The following is a 22,263-nucleotide window of genomic DNA, read 5'->3' as shown; positions in this document are numbered from 1 at the left end:
ACAGTCTTCATTAGAACGATATCGCTCTATCATCTACGGCGAGCATCGCTTCTCCCAGCGCCTCCGAAAGCGTCGGATGAGGATGGATCATTTGGCCAACTTCCCAAGGTGTTGCGTTCAGAATTCCAGCGAGTGCTGCTTCGGATATTAGATCCGTTGCATGAGCTCCAATCATATGAACACCAACAATATCGTTGGTCTTCCGATCAGCGATTACCTTGACGAATCCTTCTTTCTCTCCTAAAACAATAGCCTTGCCAATCGCTTGAAACGGAATTTTACCCGTCTTGATGTCATGCCCTTTCGCGCGTGCTCCATCCTCTGTCAAGCCGTAAGAAGCAATTTCCGGACGGGAATAGATGCACCTTGGTATCAAATGAGCCTCAATCGCAACGGGTTTCTCACCGCAAATATGCTCAGCTGCAATTATACCCTCATGCGCAGCAGCATGAGCGAGCTGAACACCGCCAATAACATCGCCAATGGCATAAATATGCGGCTCGCTCGTTTGACCGAACGCATTGACCTCGATCACACCGCCCGATGTGCGAACATCGGTATTTTCGAGACCCATGTTTTCCACATTCGCTTGGCGTCCTACGGATACCAATAGCTTTTCTGCAGTCAATATGACGTCACCGTCTTGCGTAGCTGCAACGATAGACACTTCACCGTTTTCGCCTTTGTATTGATCGGTCTGCAGTTGAACGCCAGTCAACACACGTACACCGCGTCCGCGCAGCACTCTTGTCAGCTCAGCTGAAACCTCTGTATCTTCACCAGGCAAAAGGCGGGAGCCCGCTTCTACCAAAATAACTTGAACGCCAAAATCATGCAGAAGTGAAGCCCATTCAACGCCGATAACCCCACCGCCGACAATAATAACGGATTTAGGCAGTTTGTCCATAACTAGCGCTTCATCACTGGTCATTATATATTCGCCGTCTGGTGTTAAACCTGGCAATGTACGAGGACGAGATCCTGTAGCAATAATGAGATTAGTGGATACAACCGATTCCATTTCCCCATCAGGCAGCTCTACGGCCAATGAGCCACTTTTTGGAGAGAAGATTGAAGGACCAATGACTCTGCCCTTGCCTTGAATAATTTGAATGCCATTCTTTTTCATTAGGCTTTGAAGTCCACGATAGAGCTGCTCTACGGTTTGATCCTTACGTTCTTGTACTTTGCCATAGTTGAGCGATATCGCCCCATCTGCCACTTGGATGCCAAATGAGCTTGCTTCAAGCAGCGTTGAATATACCTCAGCGCTCCGGAGCAGCGATTTACTCGGAATACATCCTTTATGTAGGCATGTGCCGCCAAGCTTGTCCATTTCGATAATGGCAACCGATTTTCCTAGTTGTGCAGCACGAATGGCTGCTGTATAACCGCCAGGCCCGCCTCCGAGCACTGCTACATCTACCTGTATAGCCATAAAATCATTCCCTTCTAATAACCATAACTATATACTTTTTTTGCCTATTCATATAAATCTCTAAGATGCCCATTCGCATTGTAACATGTCATCCATCCCTATTGTACCTGTTTTTAATGACGAAAACATCGTCGTTTTACGAAATAGACACTCTACACGTAAAAAGGTATGATAGAGCTAACTGTATATTTTGACCGATAAGGAGACACTGTATTTATGAAATTAGTTGCTGCTCGCTTTATTGCTATCCTCATGCTCGTTATTCCAGGCTTACTTGCTTGCTTCGGTTTTCTGAAAATGAAAGATTCGGTATTCGTGTATTTCTCTGAATTCGGAAATGAAACCATTACGCCAGATTTTGAATGGCTCAAATTTTTACTTGGATTTATCATGTTCGCTGCAGGTGCAGGTTTTATCGCGGGCTGGACTTTTTTTCGCGACCGCAAACGGAACTACGTTGCTACTAGGTTCAAGCAGAAACGACCTCGTCCGCCAAAGCCACAAAGCTAGTTTTATACAACAATCATAATTAAAACCGCTCATGTTCGGATCGTTTTGATCCTAGCTTGGCGGTTTTTTTGTATGATGAATTTGTAAAAAACTAGGTATAATCCACGTAATCAAGCATTTGCGCATACGCTTTTGGAACCATATACGAAGCTGCCAGCTCCGTCTTATCAGACATAAGAAACATTCTAACGAGAGAGCTGCTCGTTTGCATGTAATGCGTGTATGGAGATAAATAAATCGTATCCGCCAACGTAGTATTACGAATATATTGCTCAAGCTGCAGTTCATATTCTAGGTCAGTTGCATTTCTAATTCCCCGTATGACCACGTTAATATCATGCTCATTTATATAGTCAGCCACAATGCCTTCATAAGGAATAATATGGATTTTATCATCCTTTGGCACAGATAAAGCGACAAGCTCCGTACGCTGCTCAATCGTAAAATGATGTTTTTTTGATCGATTATTGGCGACTATAATATGAACCTCACTAAATAATTGAAAGGCTCTCTCTATAACGGACACATGCCCTAGTGTAATCGGGTCAAAACTTCCAGCGTAGACGGCTCTCATCCTGTCACCTCTCCTTGTATATTTTACATAGCGATGATGCTTCCCAAAAAAAATTACAATTGTCCGCATTTCAATTTATGATCTCATCATACAACAACACTATTATGAAATTAACCAAAAGAAATGAGGTGCAATCATGAAAATTGTATTCGATGTTACCGTAGATGGAAAAGTAAAAGAGACAATCCAGCCACAGACGCAGCGCCTAAAAGAAATTCATAGCTTTATAAAAGCAGAATCGCATGGTTTAATCAAGAAATATGGCAGCAACGTTTATTTAAACCGCAGAGTTGTTTACAACTGAGGCATCCTTGATGGCCTTTTTTTTTTGAAAAATCCATTTTATCTTCAATTTTCAACTCCTCCAACCTCGATACCTACTTAACACACATCCGTGTCTGTTTTTGATTAATCAGATCAATTGTAGGACATCCTCAGCATATAGAAAACTTTTCACCATACGCCAATAAACATTTTGAATCAGCAAATTCGAATCATGTGCTTCATTCCCTTCCAAATAGGACTAATTTGTTTGCACTTCTAAGGGATGGTACACTACTTGGATATGTTTAAATAAATGGAGGTCGTCACCTATGAGTCGACGGAAATTGCATGACAGACTCAAGTTAAAAAAAATCGAAACCCAGCATGGCGAGCAGTTCAACAATTTATTGCGCTATGTTTTTCAAGTGACCAATCGCGATTTACAAACCTTTGGCTGGGAGAACAGAGAGATTGCAAAGGCCAAACTTCCCGTACTTCAGTATGCCGATGTTCAAGGGTGGTTTGATGGCGATAAACTTATATCTCAGCTTGCTGTATATCCCTTTCAGGTAAACATCTACGGACATATTTATGAAATGGGTGGACTGACAGGAGTCGGAACCTATCCCGAATATGCCAATTTGGGCTTGATGAATAAACTCATGCTGCTTGCCTTAAGCAAAATGCGTGAGCGGAAACAATCGATCTCTTACTTATACCCCTACTCAATTCCTTATTACAGACGTAAAGGCTGGGAGATCATTTCTGATAAAATTTCTTTTGAGGTTCCGGACACTCAGCTGCCTAAGCTGAAAAACGTGCCTGGTCATGTTGAACGTGTAACCATTGAACATCCGGACATCAAAATAATATATGAGCAATTTGCCCGCTTGCACCATGGTGCAATGCTGCGAAACGAGCTCGCTTGGGAAGAGTATTTGCGCTGGGATTTAGATGATATGACTGTAGCGATCTATTACGACAATAACGACGCACCTATGGGGTATTTGCTGTATTGGATTGCTGAAGAGATCTTTCACATGAAAGAAATGATCTATATTAACGAAGAGGCACGCACTGGATTATGGAACTTTGTCAGTGCCCATTTCTCAATGATTACGCTTGTAAAAGGGGATATCTATCAGGATGAGCCTCTTGCATTTATATTGGACGACGGGGATATTAAAGAAACCATTGCTCCTTATTACATGGCACGAATTGTAGATATCGTATTGTTCATTGAGCAATATCCATTTGAAATGCAGGAAAAGGAAAGCAGAATAGTTATCAATCTCCATGATCCAATGCTTGAATGGAATCAAGGAACCTTCACCCTCACGGTGGACACAAACGGAAAAGGTCAAATGACTCCTGGCGGCATCGCACCATCGGTAGTTATCGACATTCCCGCTTTAACGACGATGTTAATGGGTTACAAACGACCAACCTATCTTGCACGTATTGGCCGTATGCAGGCCGATGACACGTCCATTCGAAAACTGGAACAATTGATTAATCAGGAGCGTCCGTATTTCTCTGATTATTTCTGATTAAGTGAATTTCGTTTTGTTCCCCCAGATATTGCAGCTGAATTAATCAAAAAAACCACTGACCAAAAGATCAGTGGTTTTTATTGCTATGATTCCTTCTAAAAACTTATATGATATTTCTTTTTAACCAGCATAATTAATTGACTAATAAGATAAATATATTTTCGAATTCTCAACTGAATTAATTTTACCATCTATCAACGCCATTGCAGAACGTAATGGAATGTAATAATAGCCTTCAGCTTTAATAGCTTTTACACCAGTATATTTATCATTTAATAAAATCTTTTTGTCATCTGTAGTTATTTTAATTATTATTTTATCTTTCTTTAAAATTACATTTCCCACTTTATCTAGCTCAATACTAAAGTTAAAAGAATTTGAAAAATCCCTAACTGAGATGTAACTTGAATTTTTGACGCTAATTAGTTGGCTATTAAGATTCATATATTGGTTGTTAACATATAAATTTAAATCTAGATAAGTGAATACTTCGCCATCAATTGTATAGCGGTTACAATCCCAGTTACGTTCGTAATAATTAAAATATGTATCAGTTGATTTATAAGTATCTTTTAGCTTTATACAATGTGGAGCTGGAGGATATTCATTACTTATAACTTTCACCTTAGTAATTTTGGTAGAAGTGCTGGAAACGTTTGTACTTTTATTGCTTGATCCACCATTATGATAATGATAACCAGAGCATAAACCTTTGGACTTAGATTTTGCTGAACAATTATGTCCTCCATTACTATCCGTACGACCTGAGTGAGCTGAAGTAAGTGTAGGCATTACTACTAATAAAAAAAGAATAAATGATAATATAATTCCTAAGCTTTTTTTCATGAAATTTCCTCAATCCTCCCAGTTCTTTTCAATTTCCATTTCAAAGATTTTAATCTTAGCTATTGTTTAAAAAAACTTAAAATAGCACCTCCATACTTTTCAACCTTAACCTTTCCAAATCCCTATACCTCCAATAGTTCCTCTTCTGATCTTGGATATTTGGATATAATATCTTCCATTTCATTGTTATTAAAAATATAATACGCTTTCACATTTTCTTCTCTAGATGTTTTCAATCTGTATGCCATCAATTCTTCTCTTAAAATCTGATCATCTTTTCTTGCATAGGTATCATCTGAAATTTGGTATTTTGTAATTAAATCCATTTCAATTGGAGAATTTACTTTGATAAGCAGATTCGCAATATCGAGCATTTCCTTCTCACCCAAATCGTACTGGTTCGATTTATCATTTTGATACTTTTCTAAAGTGGTTTTAATCTGATCGTACTTTATAAGAGTTTTCTCTACTTCTACTGGACATTTATATTTCTTTATTATTGTTTTTGGGTTTGCCATAACAACAAGTGATAAGATAGGCATATTATTGATTTTTAGCTCTTTTGAAAGTAGATGTTTAAGTATATCAACATGTCTTTTATTTTGAGTTACCGGGCTATAGATTCCTTCTTTATATTCCTTCCCATACCGATTCTTAATCGTTCTAATAAAATTTCCATCCTGATCTATGTTTATATTTCCACTCAACTTTTTTGTTTCTAAGATACATGTAAATTTATTTGATATGACTACAAAATCAAGCTGTGCAACATAATCTTCATAAACAACTCTTACATCATGCAAGCAAATGATAGGGAGGAATGAATGCTTCAATTCGAAATATACATTGTTCTCACCATCTAGCCCATATTTTAGTAGCTTAATGTCTTTCTCAATGTTATCTTTTTTATCTCCATCTGAAACCTTATTTAGCAGATCATTAAGATTTGCAAGTTGCAAACTATCTTTTGAAAAATCCTTAATGAATGTTGGATTTTGAATTGTTCTTTTTTGACCAAATAATATGTTTAATATAGACATATGCAGTTCTCCTTGGTTATCAGTTTTTATAGATCGTTAGTAGGAATAAGCTCTTTAAACATAGTTATATTATACCATATTTTATCCATAAATGAGTTTTATTGAATAAATTGCTTTTAAACATGAAATAAGCTAAGAATTTAATTATTCAAGCACTATTCTTGCCATAAACTCTATGGAGAGAATTTAGTCGCTAGGAGACGATTAAAAGAAAGAGTAAATTTGTCAACAAAACTAACCCTACTATAAAGTCAAATAGGACAGATAACGCGTTTTCACGATAGTCTGTCCTTAAAAATCTTCAATTTGTTTAAGGTAATTGAATGGCTTCTTATATCTTCCGCATCCCAAATATTTCTTTTTTTCTTCACACAATTCAAACCATTATAGATCACTTTCAACTACTTCTAAAAGAACGACACACGTGCTGCGATGTTCACTCATCTTTATCACATTCGAAATAAGTCAATTTAAAAGAATCTTATAGAAGAAATCAGGGATATTTTTATCTTACTCATCTTCACTATCAACTTCCTTTGTTCCTCCACCGAAGTTCCAGCCTTTTGCCTCTATAAACTGAATGAAAGCATCTAAAAATTCATCATGATTAATGTCTTTTTCATCATTTGAGAAGACAACTCCATTAATCTCAATTCCTTTGTACATAGTTACCACCTTACCATTCAGAAATTATTATTAATTCTACGATCCTATTAATTTCCCCACAAAAAAATCCACTCCTCTTATGGGGTTTAAAGCCCAATAAAGCAGTGGATTCAAATCATATCGAATTTAAGATGACCTAGTTGAAACGTATGAAGTCACACAATAACTAGATTACGGATAGTTATTAAAAAACGAGTTTTCCTTTAACGATTCTCCCTTCTACGTTCAGCTAACTTTATGCTCAATCCTCAGCTTATCAGCCACCATCGCGATGAACTCGCTATTAGTAGGCTTTGATTTGCTGATGTTGATCGTATAGCCAAACAGGTGAGAAATGCTGTCGATGTTGCCACGAGTCCAAGCCACTTCAATGGCATGGCGGATAGCGCGTTCAACGCGAGATGGCGTTGTTTTAAATTTTTCAGCAATGGCAGGATAAAGAGTTTTTGTGATGGCACCAAGAATTTCGATATTGTTATAAACCATCGTAATCGCTTCACGCAAGTACTGGTAACCTTTAATATGAGCAGGTACTCCGATTTCATGAATGATGCTCGTAATGTTGGCATCGAGGTTTTTCCCTTTAGGGATAGGAACGACGTTGGATTTCATTGAAGAGGAGCTAGTTGTGAAGCTGCCCGTTGAAGAGTAAGTTGGGTTCCCAACAAGCTGACGAATACGATTAGCTAAAATATCCATGTCAAACGGCTTCAAAATATAATAGGAAGCACCAAGCTGTACCGCTTTTTGAGTAATGTTCTCTTGGCCGAAAGCAGTCAGCATAATGATCTTGGGCATAGGAGATAGGTTAATTTCTTTCAACCGTTCAAGTACACCTAGTCCATCCAAATGAGGCATAATAATATCAAGGATAAGCACATCAGGAACTTTTCTTGCTTCCTCCAGATGTCTTAAAACCTCTTCTCCATTATACGCGACTCCACTCACACTCATATCACTTTGTTCGGATATGTATTCCGATAACAAATTAGTAAATTCCCGGTTGTCATCTGCTAATAATACTTCGATCTTATGCAAGTTGTGGTCCTCCCTTAAATGATATTCATGATTTCGCTCACTAGTTGTCTAATCTAAAGTTTTCGACATGTGGAGTTCAATTCCTTCTGTCGAAAATTATTTTTCTTTATTTTTTTACGGGGATTCGATATAATAAAAAATTTATTACATGTACCGATGATGTTCGTTCTTCTTCGACAAATTTCATTGCTCATTTACCTATTGACGCGGTTTTTAGATAAATGGATTTAATTAAAAATAACGCCCGTCTAAGCTGCTATTCAGCTCAAGAGGGCGTTATTTTCTAATAGCAAGCCATTATGCAGCTTCGCCGATATGTCCGTTTGCCGACTTCAGCAGTACTCCTGCATCCTGCAGCATCCATTCGATAAAGCAGCCATATCCTGAAGAGGGATCATTAACGAATACATGAGTGACAGCTCCAACTAATTTGCCATCTTGAATGATCGGACTACCCGACATCCCTTGAACAATACCACCGGTTTTGCTTAACAATCTTTTGTCCGTTATCTTAATAACCAAACCTTTTGTCGCTGGACCAGATTGCTTTGATACATGCACAATTTCAATATCAAAGCGCTCAACCTTCTGTCCATTCACAACAGTCAAAATTTGCGCTGGCCCTTCCTTAACATCTTCAGCAAATGCGACAGGAACAGATTTATCACTGTAACTGTGAGTAGGAACTTCATTCATTTTGCCGAAAATGCCAAACGGAGTGTTTCGCTCAACATTGCCTAATATTTTGCTTTCTTTCACAAAATGCGCTCTTTTTTCTCCCGGCTCGCCATTTTGGCTTTTGTTAATGGACGTAACGCTGGACTGTAAAATCTGGCCTTCGCCAACATCAATCGGAGTTTGTGTGTCCATATCCGTGATAACATGGCCTAATGCACCATAAACACCCTGATCTGGTGCATAAAACGTTAATGTACCTACGCCGGCTGCTGAATCACGGATATATAAACCTAATCGCCATGCCTTATCTTCCGCATCATAAACTGGATTTAAAAGCGTCTTGCCTAATTGCCCATCTCGCTTATAGGTTACTTCAAGCGGCTTCTTCTCATTGCCAGCCTTCTCACTTAGCTCCGCAATCCTGTTTACTTGATTAATGCTTGTACCATCAATCTTCACAATTAAATCGCCTAAACGCAGTCCTGCGGCCTCACCAGGGGATTGTTTCATGCCGTTGCTGCCAGCTACCTGATGATGTCCTACAACTAAAATGCCCGATGATTTAACTTTGACTCCAATCGTTTGACCGCCTGGAATGACACGGAGATCAGGTACAACATTAACCTTTACAGTCTTGAATGGAATTTTACCAAATAATTTCACTTTCATTTTCGTTTGACCGCTTTGACTCGACTGCAGTGACAGTGGTTCATTCAAATTTACGGATAAAGAATGACTGGTTGATCCGTTAATCTGAAGCATTTGAGGGTCGACCGTTACTTCAGCATGAACGGGCACTCCATATTGTAAACGTTTCAGTTGCCCGGAGAATAAACGAAGTTCATTCGGGATTGCGGCAAAATGTTGAAACGGGGTGGAGCTTCCGATCATGCAAATGAAGAAAACGAGAACCAGGCCAAACCATCGCTTCCTTTGACTGGAGTTCAATGATTTCACGCTCCCTGTATTTCCATCGCATGACGAAGAAGGATAAGTCGCCAATGGCGTACCTTTAAGTTACCCTCACCCGTTCGTTTTATGTCCACAAAAACATTCCCTAATTGGCTTCCATTACGCTCCTTTCTGTCTATGTGCCAAATCAAGCATTTCTTGTGCATGATTCCGTGTTTTTTCCGTTACTTCCACTCCGCCAAGCATGCGTGCTAGTTCTTCGATACGTACCGCTTCAAGCAGTTCCGATACAGATGTAGATGTACGCGAACCAATGACTTGTTTTCTTATTTCATAATGATGATCTGCCATGCAAGCAACCTGAGGCAAATGCGTTATAGAGAATACTTGGCACTTCGATGCAAGCTGTGACATTTTCTCTGCGATAGCCTGAGCAGCACGTCCGCTGACGCCTGTATCGACCTCATCAAAAATAAGTACAGGAACTTGATCAATTTCTGCGAAAATGCTCTTAAGGGCGAGCATAATACGCGACATTTCTCCCCCAGAAGCAATCTTGCTTAACTGCTTCAACGGCTCTCCTGGGTTAGTAGAGAGCATAAAGATCGCTTCATCCATACCATTGCTATGCAAGCGAATCTGCTTTGTTTCACCCGCTCCTCCGACTGTCGTATCGATTTGCACACGAAACTTAGCCGCTGGCATTTGAAGCTGTCCTAGCTCATTCTCAATCGCTTCAGACAGCTTTGTCGCTGCATGCTCCCGAAGCTGTGACAATTCCTGTGCCAAAATCAGCGCTTGATCATAAAGCTTCATTTCCTCTGCTTTAAGCTCTTCAAGAAGTTGATCACGGTTCTCGATCTTGTCACGATCCACAATTGTCCTCTCTAAATAAGCAAGTATATCGGGTATTGTTTCCCCGTATTTGCGCTTCATACTATTTATTAAATCAAGCCTGTCTTCAACCTGCGAGAGCTGATCAGGATCAGACTCAATGCCATCACGATAATCACGAAGCTGGAATGCAGCATCTTCAGCTTGATAAAAGGCAGATTGAAGCTGTTCAAGAAGTGGATTTAGTTTCGCTGCGTCATAAGTTTGAATATCTATCAGCTTAGCTACTGCCTTGCTAACCATATCAAGCCCTTTGCCTCCATACAAAAGCGAATAGGCCTCCGATACGGCGTCCATTCTCTTCCCTGCATACAATAGCTTGCGCCTCTGCTCTGTTAGAAGCTCATCTTCCAATGGCTTAAGCTGCGCATTCGATATTTCTTCAATTTGAAAACGATATAAATCAAGCATTTGCACATTGTGTCTAGTCGAATTTTCCAGCTCGCGTAATGATGCCCTTGCCTGCTGAAGCTGCGAAAATATGGTCCGATATATTTGCTTCCGTTCAATTAGCAAATCTCCAGCGAATAGATCTAGCCACTCTAAATGCTGTTCTGTTCGAAGGAGTGATTGATGCTCATGCTGACCATGAATATTGACAAGGCATTCGCCAATTTCCCTTAGCATGGTCATTGTAACGAGCTGGCCATTCACACGGCTGCTGCTCTTACCATTTGCAGACAGCTCTCTTCTTATTACTAACATCTCATCACAGGATGCATGTACACCAAGCTTGTTCAGAACGACCCATACAGGATGATTTCGTGGAAGGTCAAATAAAGCTTCCATTTCAGCTTTATCACAACCATACCGTACCATGTCTGCGGAGCCTCTACCGCCGACCAGCAAGCTTAGCGCATCAATAAGAATCGATTTACCTGCTCCTGTCTCTCCTGTCAATACATGAAATCCATGATGAAATGTAACGTTTACTTCTTCAATTACCGCTAAATTCCTTATCGACAACTCACGCAGCATGGCTCTGACATCCTCCTTAGTTCAATAGCTCAAGTAATCGTTCTACTACTTCATTGCTTTGCTTCTTGGTTCTGCAAATCATCAAGATCGTATCGTCTCCGCAGATTGTACCCATTACTTCAGTCCACTCCATATTATCAACCAATGCACAAATGGTATTTGCTGTCCCTGGCAAACATTTCATAACAACAAGATTATCTGTAAAGTCAATATGTACAAAATGGTCAAGCAAAGCCCGCTTAAGCTTATGAATAGGATTTTGCTTCTGATGCTCTTGCGGAATGGAATACTTATATTTGCCTTCACCTGCAGGCACTTTAATTAGCATTAATTCCTTCATATCGCGTGAAACGGTCGCTTGCGTTACTTGCATACCTGTCGTGCGAAGCGCTTCTACAAGCTCCTCTTGTGTCTCAATCACACTATTGCTAATAATTTCTTTAATTCGATATTGACGAAGCCCCTTCATAAAAAACCTCCATGAGTTATTGGTCTGCAATGTGAAACGTGACTTTGCGAATCAACTTCTCCCTTGCGTCCACGAATAAAATTCCATCGCATTCGGGCAAAAGCAGCGAATACACAAGCAAACGATCTCTTACACCGCTCGGCGACCAGTCAATTGGCATCCGGTCACGAGCAGTTTTCACTATATACGTGCAATTATTCTTTTCCGCAATATAATCAATGTATAACCGGCTTCCCTTTCCAAGCGGCACATCATCAAGCTTGATTGGAATCGGAACTAAATGTTTTCCTGAAGTTACTTCGTACCCAGCTTGCTCCAGCAACAATATATTTTCATCATCTACTGAAAGAGTACCGCCCTTGCCGAGCGTAAGCCGACTAACGCTTGCAGGCTCATGCAGCCAGCGGTGAAACACTCTGAACAGCCACAATACGAACAAACATCCAGCGACAAGCATGATCGCCCAATCACCATAGGTTCCCATCAGCATCCCCCATTCGCAAATGGATTGTATACTTATTCGTTCGCTATGCTGGGGGCATTTTCCTGTTTGTGTCGATTGCCGAACGTTTGTTTGCTTTTCTATAGTTTAACAAATGGAGCACTATGCTGTAAAGTAAAAAAGATGCCGGCAGTTATGACTCTGCCAGGCACCTTCCTCATTTATTTATTCGTTGTAAAGGTTTCATTTGCTTGTTTCACTAGCTCTGCTAATGCGTTGTCATCGGGTACAGCAGTATTTGGTTCAGCAGACCAATGCCAATAAGCTAAAAATTCAATATTGCCTTCTCCACCCGTAATTGGGGAGAACGTAATATCCTGCAATGAAAAACCAATCTCAGCTGCTCCAGTCAAAACGGTACGAAGTACATCTCTGTGCACGCCAGAGTCACGTACAACTCCTGATTTACCTACTTTCTCACGCCCAGCCTCGAATTGCGGCTTAATTAAAGCTACAATACCGGAACCAACCGTTAATAACGTAGATAAAGCAGGCAATATATGTTTTAACGAAATAAAGGATACATCAATTGTTGCAAATGTTGGCGGTGGCCCAACTAAATCAGCTGGCTGCGTATAACGAAAATTAGTTCGCTCCATAACATGAACGCGTTCATCTTGTCTTAGCGACCAATCAAGTTGGTTATATCCAACATCAATAGCATATACATATGATGCCCCATTTTGTAATGCGCAGTCGGTAAAGCCACCGGTTGAAGCACCGATATCGAGCATAACGCGTTCGCGCAAATCAATATTAAACACTCGAATCGCTTTTTCCAGCTTTAGCCCGCCTCGGCTAACATAAGGATGAAGCGCGCCCTTTACCTTAATGTCTGCCGAACGTGCCACCTTCATACCGCTTTTGTCAACAGGCTCGTCATTTACTAGCACAAGACCCGCCATCAAAGCCGCTTTTGCCTTTTCTCTGCTTTCATAAAAGCCGCGCTCAACAAGCAATACGTCTATTCGTTCTTTAGCTGTTGTTGTTGTCATCTTTCACCCTCAGACGTTACTGTTTGCCAGTAACTCGTTTCATGCGCCTTGGCTGCATCGTTTTTAATTCTGTTGCAACTCTCTCAGCCGTTAATCCAATTTCTTTGCGTTGTTCTTTAATGGATCCGTGTTCAACGAATACATCAGGTACTCCAATGATCCGAATAGTTAAGCCGTAAATGCCTTTGAGTGAGAAGAACTCAAGAACAGAACTGCCAAAACCGCCAAGCTCTGCATTTTCCTCAAGCACAATCATATGCCTGCCTTCTGCAGCAAACGATAATAGCATCTTTTCATCAAGCGGCTTAATAAACCGAGCATTTACAATTTGAACATTGATGCCTTCACGCTTGAGAAGGTCTGCAGCTTCTTCAGCAACCTGCAGCATCGGTCCAATGGCCATAATAACGGTCGAGTCGCCTTCGCGTACGGTTTCCCACTTGCCTATAGGCAATACTTGCGGATCTGCTTCCATCTCTACGCCTAATCCTGCAATGCGCGGATAACGAACAGCTATTGGGCCATCATTATATTCTACGGCGGTCTTGAGCATTCGTCTTAGCTCATTCTCATCCTTAGGCATCATAATGACCAAATTTGGTATATGTCTTAAGAATGAAATATCATAAACACCATGATGTGTTTCACCATCCGGGCCAACGAATCCAGCACGGTCTATGGCAAATATAACATTCAGGTTCTGACGGCAAATATCATGAACGACTTGATCATATGCTCGCTGCAAGAAAGTCGAATACACTGCAAACACAGGTTTCATGCCTTCAATCGCTAAAGCAGCAGACATGGTAGCTGCATGTTGTTCTGCAATGCCCACATCGATCATTCGATTCGGAAATCTTGCTGCGAATGGCAGCAAACCTGAACCGCCCGGCATTGCTGGAGTAACAGCAACGATGCGCTCGTCCTTCTCAGCAAGCTCAATTAGCATCTGACCAAAAACGTCAGTATATACTGGCGGGCCAACTGCTTTGACTACTTGGCCTGATTCAATTTTGTATGGCGTGATGCCATGCCATTTGAACGAATCTGCTTCGGCAGGAGAATAACCTTTGCCTTTCACAGTCAATACATGGACTAAAACAGGTCCTGGCATTGCATCCGCTTGACGCATAATATCAATCACTTGCTCGATATCATGTCCGTCTACAGGACCCAGGTAAGTAAATCCAAATTGCTCGAACAATATGCCGCTAACGAGCAAATATTTTAAGCTGTCTTTAAAACGTTCAGCCGTCTTAGCAAGCTTCCCGCCGATTGCCGGGATTTTGTTGAGCAGCTGTTGAAGCTCATCCTTAGCTTTATGATAATGACGATCTGTACGAATTTTCCCTAAATAGTGATGCAATGCACCCACATTTGGAGCAATGGACATCTCATTATCGTTCAAGACAACGATTAAGTTCTTGTTCTCGTGTCCGATATGATTAAGCGCTTCTAAGGCCATACCGCCAGTTAAAGCACCGTCGCCTATAACTGCAACTACACGATTGCTCTCACCCTTAAGATCACGAGCAAGCGCCATACCCATAGCGGCAGACAATGATGTACTGCTATGTCCAGCTTCCCAAACATCATGTTCGCTTTCTGAACGTTTGACGAAACCGCATAAACCTTTATATTGACGCAGCGTATCAAACCGATCCATACGACCGGTTAAAATTTTATGAACGTAGGATTGATGGCCTACATCAAAAATAAACTTATCTTCTGGACTATTAAATAAATAATGCATGGCTAGGGTCAGCTCAACGACTCCTAAGTTAGGAGCGAGATGACCACCCGTAACGGAAAGCTTCTCAATAAGGAACTGACGGATTTCAGCGGCCAGTTGCTCTAGCTGAGCGGTTGTCAAAGCTTTCAAATCTTGAGGTCCGTTAATCTGGTCAAGCAGCACGTTACTTTCCTCGCTTTCGCGGACAGCATTTATTGCTGTCCCATGTACATCTACATTTTTCCTATTATAGCATACCGAGCTTTTTTTCCCAACCAAAATGGAAAAAGCATCACATACTCAATGATCGCGCCCAACAAGATAATCTGCAATTTCAAGCAGTCGATCTGGAGCTATGAACTCCGCTTCCAGCACTGCAGACTTCGCTTCCTGGGTAAGCCGTTCAACTTGAGCTTTGCTTTCTTCTATTCCGATAAGGAACGGATAGGTTACTTTATTTTGCTGAACATCACTGTTCGTCTTCTTACCCAGCTTTTTCTCGTCCCCAATCAAATCCAAAATATCATCCTGAATTTGAAAAGCAAGACCGATGTTGCGTCCATAAATCGCGAGCAGTTCAAGCTGCTTTTCTGTTGCTCCGCCAATACGGCCGCCAGCCATAACCGAGAAGGCAATAAGATCACTTGTTTTATGAAGATGAATATACTCTAGTTCATGAATTGACGTAATGCCTTGCTCACCTAGCATATCGGCAACTTGACCGCCTACCATCCCGGGAGCTCCTGCTAATTTAGCCAAATCTTCGACAATGGCAAGCGCAACATCTGCTGCGACACCGCCTTGACGAGCTGCTTGTGGAATTAAATGAAAGGCGTGCGTCAGAAGCGCATCCCCGGCTAATATCGCCATTGCTTCACCAAAAACCTTGTGGTTGGTTGGCTTGCCTCTGCGGAAATCATCATCATCCATAGCTGGCAAATCATCATGCACTAACGAATAGGTGTGTATAAACTCTACGGCACAAGCAACAGGCATAGCAGCACTCAATGTTTCTGGCTTATTGAAAACAGCTTCTGCGGCTGCAATAACGAGTGCTGGTCTTAAGCGTTTCCCACCTGCTTCAAGGGAATATAGCATTGCTTCCCTCAGACGTAGGGGAACATCCCATGAGCTTGGTAACGATTGTTTTAGCGAAGCTTCAATAAGCTCCGTGGTTTGCGATAAATATGCTTTTATTGCTGCCCTCTCGCTCAAGCTTATTCCCCTTTATTCTCGATTGCATCTGCAAACGTTTTTTTCTGGAAGCCTTGCTCTGTTTCAATCAATAGTTCGATTTTTTGCTCAACTTGCTCAAGTTTCCCCCCGCAAAGCTGCGAAAGCTTCATTCCTTCCTGGAATAACTCAATCGCTGTCTCAAGAGGAACATCGCCATTCTCAAGCTTAGATACAATAGAATCTAGTCGTTCCATTGCTTGCTCAAAAGTGAGCTCACTTTGATTCGTTGCTGCCATCCATTTGCTCTCCTCTCAATGAACCTACATGACAATCTAGCTGACCGTCTGCTACTTTCACCTTTACGATGTCGCCTACTTTCACATCGCGAATCGATTTGATTAATCGTTGCTCTTGCTCATCATACACAAGGCTGTAACCTCTAGACATAACTTTTAAAGGACTTAAGGCATCAAGCTGCTTCATAGAGGTATAAAGCTTGTTTTTCCTGTCTTTAACAGAATTATTCATAGCACTCTCTAGCTGCTTCGTCGCTGTCTGCCACCTTTTGGCTGCGAAAGCTACCCGCTCGCCAGGATGATGGGCAGAAAGTGTAGCTTGCTGCCTTGCCAATCTTATATGACTTCGTTCTGTAATACGTTTTGTTCGCTGAACGAGCTGCTCTGACAATCGATCGAGCCGTTCAGCCTGCTCAAGCAAGTACCTGCGCGGATGCAAGAAAAAAGGTGAACGCCTTATGCGCTGCAGCTTCTCCTTCTCATCACTCACACGGTAGCGAATTCCTTGTACTAGACGCTGCTGCTGGCGATTCAGCTGTTGCTTCAATTCGGAAATGCTCGGAACAGCGAGCTCTGCCGCAGCTGTAGGTGTGGCGGCACGCAAATCAGCGACAAAATCAGCAATCGTGAAATCTGTTTCATGGCCTACCGCACTAATTATCGGAATCTGCGAGTTCGATATGCTTCGAGCAACGGATTCTTCATTGAAAGCCCAGAGCTCTTCTAATGATCCGCCGCCGCGCCCTACAATTAATACGTCGGCTTCGCCAAAACGGTTCATTGCTTCTATCGCTTTTACAATAGCAGGTGCTGCCCCAGTCCCTTGAACGAGCACAGGATAAACATAGATCGGTATTAATGGGTAACGGCGCTGCAAAGTAATGATAATATCACGTACAGCTGCACCCGTTGGCGATGTGATAACTCCAATAGCCTTTGGAAAAAGAGGAATCGCCCGTTTGCGTGACTCTGCGAAGAGCCCTTCATTGCTCAGCTTGCTCTTAAGCTGTTCAAACGCTAGATACAAGCTCCCAATACCGTCAGGCTGCATCGAATTAACATAAAATTGATAATTGCCGTCGCGTTCATAAACCGTTATATTCCCTCTAGCAATTACCTTTGTACCTTCCTTAGGTATAAACGGAAGCCGCTGGTTATGGGATGAGAACATAATGGATTTGATTCGGCTATCGCTATCTTTCAGCGTAAAATACATATGTCCGCTTGAATGATGTGTAAAATTGGAAATTTCACCGCGCAGCCAAATATCGCCAAGCAGTGTATCCGACTCCATTTTCATGCGAATATACCGATTAAGCTCTTTTATGGAATAAATTCGAGGCTGATCAGCCATGCCCGCCATCACTCCTTAATTCCGTTAGCCCTTTTTGCTGCTGTAATCGTATTTTTCATTAAGAGCGTAATCGTCATCGGACCAACTCCGCCTGGTACTGGTGTAATGAAGCCGGCTGTATCCAAACAATCGTCAAAATCAACATCACCCGCGAGCTTGCCGCTCTCCAAACGGTTAATGCCGACATCAATAACAATTGCCCCTGGCTTAACAAATTTACTGTCAATAGCTTTTGCCTTCCCGATGGCAACAACAAGAATATCTGCTTGTTTAGCGATTTCCTCCATGTTTGCAGTACGAGAATGACAGATCGTAACTGTAGCATTCTCACGAAGCAGCAGCATGGCAACTGGCTTGCCCACAATATTGCTTCTTCCGATAACAACGGCATGTTTCCCCGAAATATCAACACCGCTGCGCTTAATAAGCTCAATTACTCCAGCAGGCGTACAAGGCAGCAGGCTGTCGTCGCCAATAACCAAATTGCCAACACTTTCCGGATGGAAGCCGTCAACATCTTTTTCAACGGCAATCGCATCAATAACAGCCTTCTCGTTAATATGCTTCGGAAGAGGCAGTTGAACTAGAATCCCGTTGATCGTAGACTGATTGTTCAAACGTTCAATAACAGCAAGTAAATCCTCTTCACTTGTGTCTGCGTCTAAACGATGTACCTCTGAATAAAAACCAAGCTGCTGGCAAGCTTTTTCCTTAGAGCCAACGTAAACTTTTGAGGCAGGATCTTCGCCTACGAGTACGACTGCCAAACCTGGGATAATTCCCTTTTCTTTCAAGGCTGCAGTTTCCGTAATCATCTCCTCACGGATAAGGTCGGATATTTTCTTTCCTTCAATGATTTGTGCACACATAGCTCCAGTCTCCTTTTACATCGATGAATGTTTGATTAATTTCATATCCATTATGATTTTAATTCTTCGATTTCCAAAAGCAATTTTCCAAGTACGCCGTTTACAAACTTGCCGGATTCCTCTGTGCCAAAATGCTTGGCAAGCTCAATCGCTTCATTGATCGTTGCTTTCGGCGGAACATCATCGCGAAATACCATCTCGTACGTAGCAAGCCTTAGAACCTGGCGATCTACACGGGATAAACGATCAATATGCCAGCCTGTCAAAAATTGCTGTAGCATACCGTCAATGGCTTGCTTATGTTCCATTACGCCAGCTACAATCTCACGTGCGAACGCATCTGTGCTGCCTATCTCAGCAGGATCGGCACCCATTTCATTATCTAAACTCATTTCTTCCACAAGCATGTCCACTGCATCTGAAGCCGTAACTTCATTCATTTCCATCTGGTATAAGCTTGAAATCGCTATTTCTCGTGCTAATCTACGTTTCATGTGACCTCCGCGGCAGTTTCATGCCGATAAAATGGTTTTATTCTTGTAAACTCAATTGTTCAAGCCAATATTTCAAAAAAAACCTATGATCTCCTCCCTGCCCCGAATAAGCGGCTTTCCGAAATCCGGAGTACGGAGGAGACCACAGGATCATTTAAACGGTCGAAATCTTTCCAACAACGAATACCAAAGCCGCTGCCATGGAAAAACAGGTCCGTCGCTTGTTTCCTTTTGTAAGCCGATCCAATAACCGATTGAGACGAGCAGCCCTACAAAAAGCATGTCCCAAAAACCGACAAACAAATATAGCAATCCGAAAAACAGCCCTATCGCTGCGCCAATCATACGCTTCTGATAGATGTTCCAGAATTCCCTCCACATGAGCAAACTCACCTCTATTCCACGCGACTCTTAAATGTCCCCGTTTGAATGATGTTCGCAACATATACCGCAACGTTCGTTACGGGTATACCGGCAATATCCTCTACATGCTCTTTCACCGTACGTTGAATCTCTTCCGTAAGCACCGGTATGGAACTTTCTCCATCTACTACAGCGCGTATTACGATATCAAGTCCAGCATCCGTTGCCCGAATGCGAGCACGCAAGTCCTTAACGCCGCGCTGGCGCGATGCTGCTTTCAATGTCAAATTTTCAATGGTTTCAAGAGAGATGCGAATATCTCCGAAATCAGTTCTTTGATCAATTGACGGAGCTGTAGCTGATCCGYGATAAAGAGATACGACAAAAAACCTTAGGCTAAGAATGAATAGGATGACTCCGACAACTGCGAGCGTAATCTGTATGGAGTCGATACGATATAAATCGCCTATTAAATCGCTTAATAAATCTCGCGATATCCAGCCAAATCCTATGGATAGCAGAAAAACGGATAAACATCCAATCACGATGCTATACAAAAACAAAAGCAGCTTGTCCACGACCTTAATCATGCGTAGCGCCTCCTCCTGCCAAGCCGAATGAAAACCCCCTTGCGCCGAGCGGCATGCCCATTCACGAGGGGGTTGTACGGGATTTAATTAAAACATCTTTATTTATTTAACTCGGTGCAGTACTTCTTCTTCTTCCGGTTTATCAGGCGTCTTGAAATGTACATCGTGAATATGTACGTTCACTTCAACAACGTGGAGTCCCGTCATCATCTCGATAGAACGTTTCACATTACGTTGAATTTCCGAAGCGATCTCCGGAATACGGTTGCCGTACTCAACGATAATGGATACATCTACCGCAGCTTCGCGCTGACCCACTTCAACTTTAACACCTTTGGATAAATTTTTGCGTCCAAGAAGCTCTACGATGCCTCCTGCAAATCCGCCGCTCATTCCAGCGACTCCATCCACTTCAATCGTAGCTAATCCAGCGATAACTTCGATGACTTCAGGTGCAATTTGAATCGTGCCAATGTCCGTTTTCTCATACTCCGCAGCTATCGTACTCATGATGGCTGTACACCTCCTTAAAGTTGCGCGTACTCGGCGTCAAGGCCAAGCAATAAACCGCATCTTGTTAATATACTATAACATTCGGTAAGAAATATGACAAACGATACTACTTGTTCACATCTTTGTCGTATCTTCATTCAGGAGCGTTAATATCGTGCTCCTCAAGAAACTTAATGTCGAAGTTTCCGCTTACGAATTTCGGGTGATTCAGCAGCTTCAAATGGAAAGGAATGGTTGTCCGAATGCCATCAATAGCGAATTCAGACAATGCCCGTTTCATTCTTGCAATGGCTTCTTCGCGGGTTGAGCCCCAAACGATAAGCTTAGCAATCATCGAATCGTAATGCGGTGAAATCGTATAGCCAGGGTAAACTGCGCTATCCACACGTACACCCGCGCCGCCTGGCGGCAAGTAAAAGGGGATCAGGCCAGGAGAAGGCATAAAGTTCCTTTCGGAATCCTCTGCGTTAATCCGGCACTCGATGGACCAGCCAGTAATTTTCAAATCACTTTGTGAGAATGAAAGTGGATTGCCCTCTGCTACAGAAATCATTTCTTTAATTAAATCCACGTTAGTGATCATCTCCGTTACGGGATGCTCAACTTGGATACGCGTATTCATTTCCATAAAGTAGAACTTCTCATCAGGGCCAAGTAGAAACTCTAATGTTCCTGCGCCTGAGTAATTTACAGCTAAAGCAGCGCGAACTGCTGCTTGTCCCATCTTATCCCGCAGTTCAGGAGTAAGAACAGAACAAGGCGCCTCTTCGACGAGCTTCTGGCGTCTGCGCTGCACAGAGCAATCACGTTCGAACAAATGAACAGCATTGCCGTGCTTGTCAGCCATAATTTGAATTTCAACGTGCTTCATGCCCGTCAAATATTTTTCCAGATAAACGCCCGCATTTCCGAAAGCCTTTTGAGCTTCCTGCTGTGCAGTCGTAATTTGCGCTACTAGCGTTGTCTCGTCATCCGCAATTCGGATGCCTTTGCCTCCGCCGCCCGCTGTTGCTTTAATAATAACGGGGTAGCCGATTTCGCGAGCGACACGGATAGCTTCATCCATATTCTCAACAAGACCGTCAGAACCCGGAATGATTGGCACATCAGCCGTTCTCATCGTCAGCTTAGCAACCGCTTTGTCGCCCATCTTATTAATGGCTTCCGGCGATGGCCCGATGAAGGTGATATTGCATGATTCGCATATTTCAGCAAAGTCAGCGTTTTCAGCTAGAAAACCATAACCTGGATGGATAGCATCACACTCGGTTATTGTAGCTACGCTCATAATATTCGTTAAGTTTAAATAACTGTCTTTAGATGCCGTGGGCCCGATACAATAGGCTTCATCGGCTAACCGTACATGAAGCGAATCACGATCCGCTTCGGAATAAACGGCAACAGTGCTAATACCTAATTCGCGGCAAGCGCGAATGATACGTACAGCAATCTCACCGCGGTTTGCAATTAATATTTTGTGAAATTTCACGTAGGAACCCCTTTCAAACGACAGTTTCCC

General features: G+C 42.2%; 24 protein-coding genes. 3 read left to right on the top strand and 21 right to left on the bottom strand.

Annotated elements, in window-relative coordinates; translation table 11 throughout:
• Nucleotides 1–10: 10 nt before the first annotated feature.
• Nucleotides 11–1,438 (bottom strand): dihydrolipoyl dehydrogenase, encoded by a 1,428-nt coding sequence (gene lpdA, locus AC1DM9_RS07060; RefSeq protein ID WP_430057922.1) that lies wholly within the window; start codon nucleotides 1,436–1,438, stop codon nucleotides 11–13.
• Nucleotides 1,439–1,654: 216 nt separating this feature from the next.
• Here lpdA and AC1DM9_RS07055 point away from each other — a divergent pair, with 216 nt between their 5' ends.
• Nucleotides 1,655–1,948, top strand: a complete 294-nt coding sequence (locus AC1DM9_RS07055; protein WP_076267028.1) for a DUF2627 domain-containing protein — start codon at nucleotides 1,655–1,657, stop codon at nucleotides 1,946–1,948.
• Between the two features lie 91 nt (nucleotides 1,949–2,039).
• Here AC1DM9_RS07055 and coaD read toward each other — a convergent pair whose 3' ends face one another.
• On the bottom strand, nucleotides 2,040–2,522 hold the full coding sequence (gene coaD / locus AC1DM9_RS07050) for a pantetheine-phosphate adenylyltransferase (RefSeq protein ID WP_076267027.1): 483 nt from the start codon (nucleotides 2,520–2,522) through the stop codon (nucleotides 2,040–2,042).
• 136 nt (nucleotides 2,523–2,658) lie between these two features.
• On the opposite strand from coaD, the gene AC1DM9_RS07045 reads away from it, so the two are divergent.
• Nucleotides 2,659–2,826, top strand: a complete 168-nt coding sequence (locus AC1DM9_RS07045; RefSeq protein ID WP_144376707.1) for a mechanosensitive ion channel protein MscL — start codon at nucleotides 2,659–2,661, stop codon at nucleotides 2,824–2,826.
• Between the two features lie 289 nt (nucleotides 2,827–3,115).
• Nucleotides 3,116–4,336, top strand: a complete 1,221-nt coding sequence (locus tag AC1DM9_RS07040; protein ID WP_477579201.1) for a GNAT family N-acetyltransferase — start codon at nucleotides 3,116–3,118, stop codon at nucleotides 4,334–4,336.
• Between the two features lie 144 nt (nucleotides 4,337–4,480).
• On the opposite strand, the gene AC1DM9_RS07035 is transcribed toward AC1DM9_RS07040, so the two are convergent.
• From AC1DM9_RS07035 to accC, 19 genes are all read right to left on the bottom strand, one after another.
• A complete protein-coding gene (locus tag AC1DM9_RS07035) occupies nucleotides 4,481–5,185 on the bottom strand; it encodes a YHYH domain-containing protein (RefSeq protein ID WP_477579199.1) in 705 nt (234 codons plus the stop codon).
• Between the two features lie 122 nt (nucleotides 5,186–5,307).
• Nucleotides 5,308–6,225 (bottom strand): NERD domain-containing protein, encoded by a 918-nt coding sequence (locus AC1DM9_RS07030; RefSeq protein WP_477579197.1) that lies wholly within the window; start codon nucleotides 6,223–6,225, stop codon nucleotides 5,308–5,310.
• A gap of 510 nt (nucleotides 6,226–6,735) precedes the next feature.
• The gene (locus AC1DM9_RS07025; protein WP_477579195.1) at nucleotides 6,736–6,891 is read right to left on the bottom strand and encodes a hypothetical protein; all 156 of its coding nucleotides are present in this window, start codon (nucleotides 6,889–6,891) and stop codon (nucleotides 6,736–6,738) included.
• Between the two features lie 225 nt (nucleotides 6,892–7,116).
• Nucleotides 7,117–7,929: a sporulation transcription factor Spo0A gene (gene spo0A, locus AC1DM9_RS07020; RefSeq protein WP_076266965.1), complete on the bottom strand. Its 813-nt coding sequence runs from the start codon at nucleotides 7,927–7,929 to the stop codon at nucleotides 7,117–7,119.
• A gap of 297 nt (nucleotides 7,930–8,226) precedes the next feature.
• Nucleotides 8,227–9,555, bottom strand: a complete 1,329-nt coding sequence (spoIVB, locus tag AC1DM9_RS07015) for a SpoIVB peptidase (protein ID WP_477510521.1) — start codon at nucleotides 9,553–9,555, stop codon at nucleotides 8,227–8,229.
• A 123-nt stretch (nucleotides 9,556–9,678) separates the two neighbouring features.
• Nucleotides 9,679–11,391 carry a DNA repair protein RecN gene (recN, locus tag AC1DM9_RS07010; protein ID WP_441883314.1) on the bottom strand — a complete coding sequence of 571 codons (1,713 nt, stop codon included), beginning with the start codon at nucleotides 11,389–11,391 and terminating at the stop codon, nucleotides 9,679–9,681.
• A 16-nt stretch (nucleotides 11,392–11,407) separates the two neighbouring features.
• A complete protein-coding gene (gene ahrC, locus AC1DM9_RS07005; protein ID WP_076266962.1) occupies nucleotides 11,408–11,860 on the bottom strand; it encodes a transcriptional regulator AhrC/ArgR in 453 nt (150 codons plus the stop codon).
• A 16-nt stretch (nucleotides 11,861–11,876) separates the two neighbouring features.
• Entirely contained in the window at nucleotides 11,877–12,344 is a 468-nt protein-coding gene (locus AC1DM9_RS07000; protein ID WP_441961172.1) for a hypothetical protein, read from the bottom strand.
• A 179-nt stretch (nucleotides 12,345–12,523) separates the two neighbouring features.
• Nucleotides 12,524–13,357 carry a TlyA family RNA methyltransferase gene (locus tag AC1DM9_RS06995; RefSeq protein ID WP_441910399.1) on the bottom strand — a complete coding sequence of 278 codons (834 nt, stop codon included), beginning with the start codon at nucleotides 13,355–13,357 and terminating at the stop codon, nucleotides 12,524–12,526.
• 16 nt (nucleotides 13,358–13,373) lie between these two features.
• Nucleotides 13,374–15,272 carry a 1-deoxy-D-xylulose-5-phosphate synthase gene (gene dxs, locus AC1DM9_RS06990; RefSeq protein WP_076267073.1) on the bottom strand — a complete coding sequence of 633 codons (1,899 nt, stop codon included), beginning with the start codon at nucleotides 15,270–15,272 and terminating at the stop codon, nucleotides 13,374–13,376.
• Nucleotides 15,273–15,389: 117 nt separating this feature from the next.
• Entirely contained in the window at nucleotides 15,390–16,304 is a 915-nt protein-coding gene (locus AC1DM9_RS06985) for a polyprenyl synthetase family protein (protein ID WP_477510519.1), read from the bottom strand.
• Between the two features lie 2 nt (nucleotides 16,305–16,306).
• Nucleotides 16,307–16,561, bottom strand: coding sequence for an exodeoxyribonuclease VII small subunit (gene xseB, locus AC1DM9_RS06980; protein ID WP_076266958.1), 255 nt, complete (start codon nucleotides 16,559–16,561; stop codon nucleotides 16,307–16,309).
• On the bottom strand, nucleotides 16,539–17,915 hold the full coding sequence (gene xseA / locus AC1DM9_RS06975; protein WP_477510518.1) for an exodeoxyribonuclease VII large subunit: 1,377 nt from the start codon (nucleotides 17,913–17,915) through the stop codon (nucleotides 16,539–16,541). The genes xseB and xseA overlap by 23 nt, the downstream gene beginning before the upstream one ends.
• Nucleotides 17,916–17,923: 8 nt before the next feature.
• Nucleotides 17,924–18,784, bottom strand: a complete 861-nt coding sequence (gene folD, locus AC1DM9_RS06970) for a bifunctional methylenetetrahydrofolate dehydrogenase/methenyltetrahydrofolate cyclohydrolase FolD (RefSeq protein ID WP_076266956.1) — start codon at nucleotides 18,782–18,784, stop codon at nucleotides 17,924–17,926.
• Between the two features lie 50 nt (nucleotides 18,785–18,834).
• Nucleotides 18,835–19,278 (bottom strand): transcription antitermination factor NusB, encoded by a 444-nt coding sequence (gene nusB, locus AC1DM9_RS06965; RefSeq protein ID WP_054024290.1) that lies wholly within the window; start codon nucleotides 19,276–19,278, stop codon nucleotides 18,835–18,837.
• A gap of 150 nt (nucleotides 19,279–19,428) precedes the next feature.
• Nucleotides 19,429–19,659, bottom strand: a complete 231-nt coding sequence (locus tag AC1DM9_RS06960) for a DUF2273 domain-containing protein (protein ID WP_441886173.1) — start codon at nucleotides 19,657–19,659, stop codon at nucleotides 19,429–19,431.
• A 14-nt stretch (nucleotides 19,660–19,673) separates the two neighbouring features.
• Complete coding sequence (amaP, locus tag AC1DM9_RS06955) at nucleotides 19,674–20,231, bottom strand: alkaline shock response membrane anchor protein AmaP (protein ID WP_477579191.1); 558 nt, start codon at nucleotides 20,229–20,231, stop codon at nucleotides 19,674–19,676.
• 102 nt (nucleotides 20,232–20,333) lie between these two features.
• Entirely contained in the window at nucleotides 20,334–20,741 is a 408-nt protein-coding gene (locus tag AC1DM9_RS06950; protein ID WP_076266953.1) for an Asp23/Gls24 family envelope stress response protein, read from the bottom strand.
• A 136-nt stretch (nucleotides 20,742–20,877) separates the two neighbouring features.
• Entirely contained in the window at nucleotides 20,878–22,233 is a 1,356-nt protein-coding gene (gene accC / locus AC1DM9_RS06945) for an acetyl-CoA carboxylase biotin carboxylase subunit (RefSeq protein ID WP_076266952.1), read from the bottom strand.
• Nucleotides 22,234–22,263 lie beyond the last annotated feature (30 nt).

It is taken from the genome of Paenibacillus sp. 01T431 (assembly GCF_056398625.1).
Note: the sequence above shows the minus strand (reverse complement) of the source record. Positions and strands in the feature narration are given on the sequence as shown.

Excerpts from the sequence above, each read along its gene's own strand:
- ahrC (WP_076266962.1), bottom strand. The coding sequence starts at position 11,860 with ATGAAGGGGCTTCGTCAATATCGAATTAAAGAAATTATTAGCAATAGT.
- folD (WP_076266956.1), bottom strand. The coding sequence starts at position 18,784 with ATGTGTGCACAAATCATTGAAGGAAAGAAAATATCCGACCTTATCCGT.
- AC1DM9_RS07035 (WP_477579199.1), bottom strand. The coding sequence starts at position 5,185 with ATGAAAAAAAGCTTAGGAATTATATTATCATTTATTCTTTTTTTATTA.
- coaD (WP_076267027.1), bottom strand. The coding sequence starts at position 2,522 with ATGAGAGCCGTCTACGCTGGAAGTTTTGACCCGATTACACTAGGGCAT.
- AC1DM9_RS07030 (WP_477579197.1), bottom strand. The coding sequence starts at position 6,225 with ATGTCTATATTAAACATATTATTTGGTCAAAAAAGAACAATTCAAAAT.
- nusB (WP_054024290.1), bottom strand. The coding sequence starts at position 19,278 with ATGAAACGTAGATTAGCACGAGAAATAGCGATTTCAAGCTTATACCAG.
- AC1DM9_RS07025 (WP_477579195.1), bottom strand. The coding sequence starts at position 6,891 with ATGTACAAAGGAATTGAGATTAATGGAGTTGTCTTCTCAAATGATGAA.
- xseA (WP_477510518.1), bottom strand. The coding sequence starts at position 17,915 with ATGGCTGATCAGCCTCGAATTTATTCCATAAAAGAGCTTAATCGGTAT.
- AC1DM9_RS07055 (WP_076267028.1), top strand. The coding sequence starts at position 1,655 with ATGAAATTAGTTGCTGCTCGCTTTATTGCTATCCTCATGCTCGTTATT.
- AC1DM9_RS06950 (WP_076266953.1), bottom strand. The coding sequence starts at position 20,741 with ATGAGTACGATAGCTGCGGAGTATGAGAAAACGGACATTGGCACGATT.
- AC1DM9_RS07045 (WP_144376707.1), top strand. The coding sequence starts at position 2,659 with ATGAAAATTGTATTCGATGTTACCGTAGATGGAAAAGTAAAAGAGACA.
- lpdA (WP_430057922.1), bottom strand. The coding sequence starts at position 1,438 with ATGGCTATACAGGTAGATGTAGCAGTGCTCGGAGGCGGGCCTGGCGGT.
- AC1DM9_RS06995 (WP_441910399.1), bottom strand. The coding sequence starts at position 13,357 with ATGACAACAACAACAGCTAAAGAACGAATAGACGTATTGCTTGTTGAG.
- recN (WP_441883314.1), bottom strand. The coding sequence starts at position 11,391 with ATGCTGCGTGAGTTGTCGATAAGGAATTTAGCGGTAATTGAAGAAGTA.
- xseB (WP_076266958.1), bottom strand. The coding sequence starts at position 16,561 with ATGGCAGCAACGAATCAAAGTGAGCTCACTTTTGAGCAAGCAATGGAA.
- AC1DM9_RS07040 (WP_477579201.1), top strand. The coding sequence starts at position 3,116 with ATGAGTCGACGGAAATTGCATGACAGACTCAAGTTAAAAAAAATCGAA.
- AC1DM9_RS07000 (WP_441961172.1), bottom strand. The coding sequence starts at position 12,344 with ATGGGAACCTATGGTGATTGGGCGATCATGCTTGTCGCTGGATGTTTG.
- AC1DM9_RS06960 (WP_441886173.1), bottom strand. The coding sequence starts at position 19,659 with ATGTGGAGGGAATTCTGGAACATCTATCAGAAGCGTATGATTGGCGCA.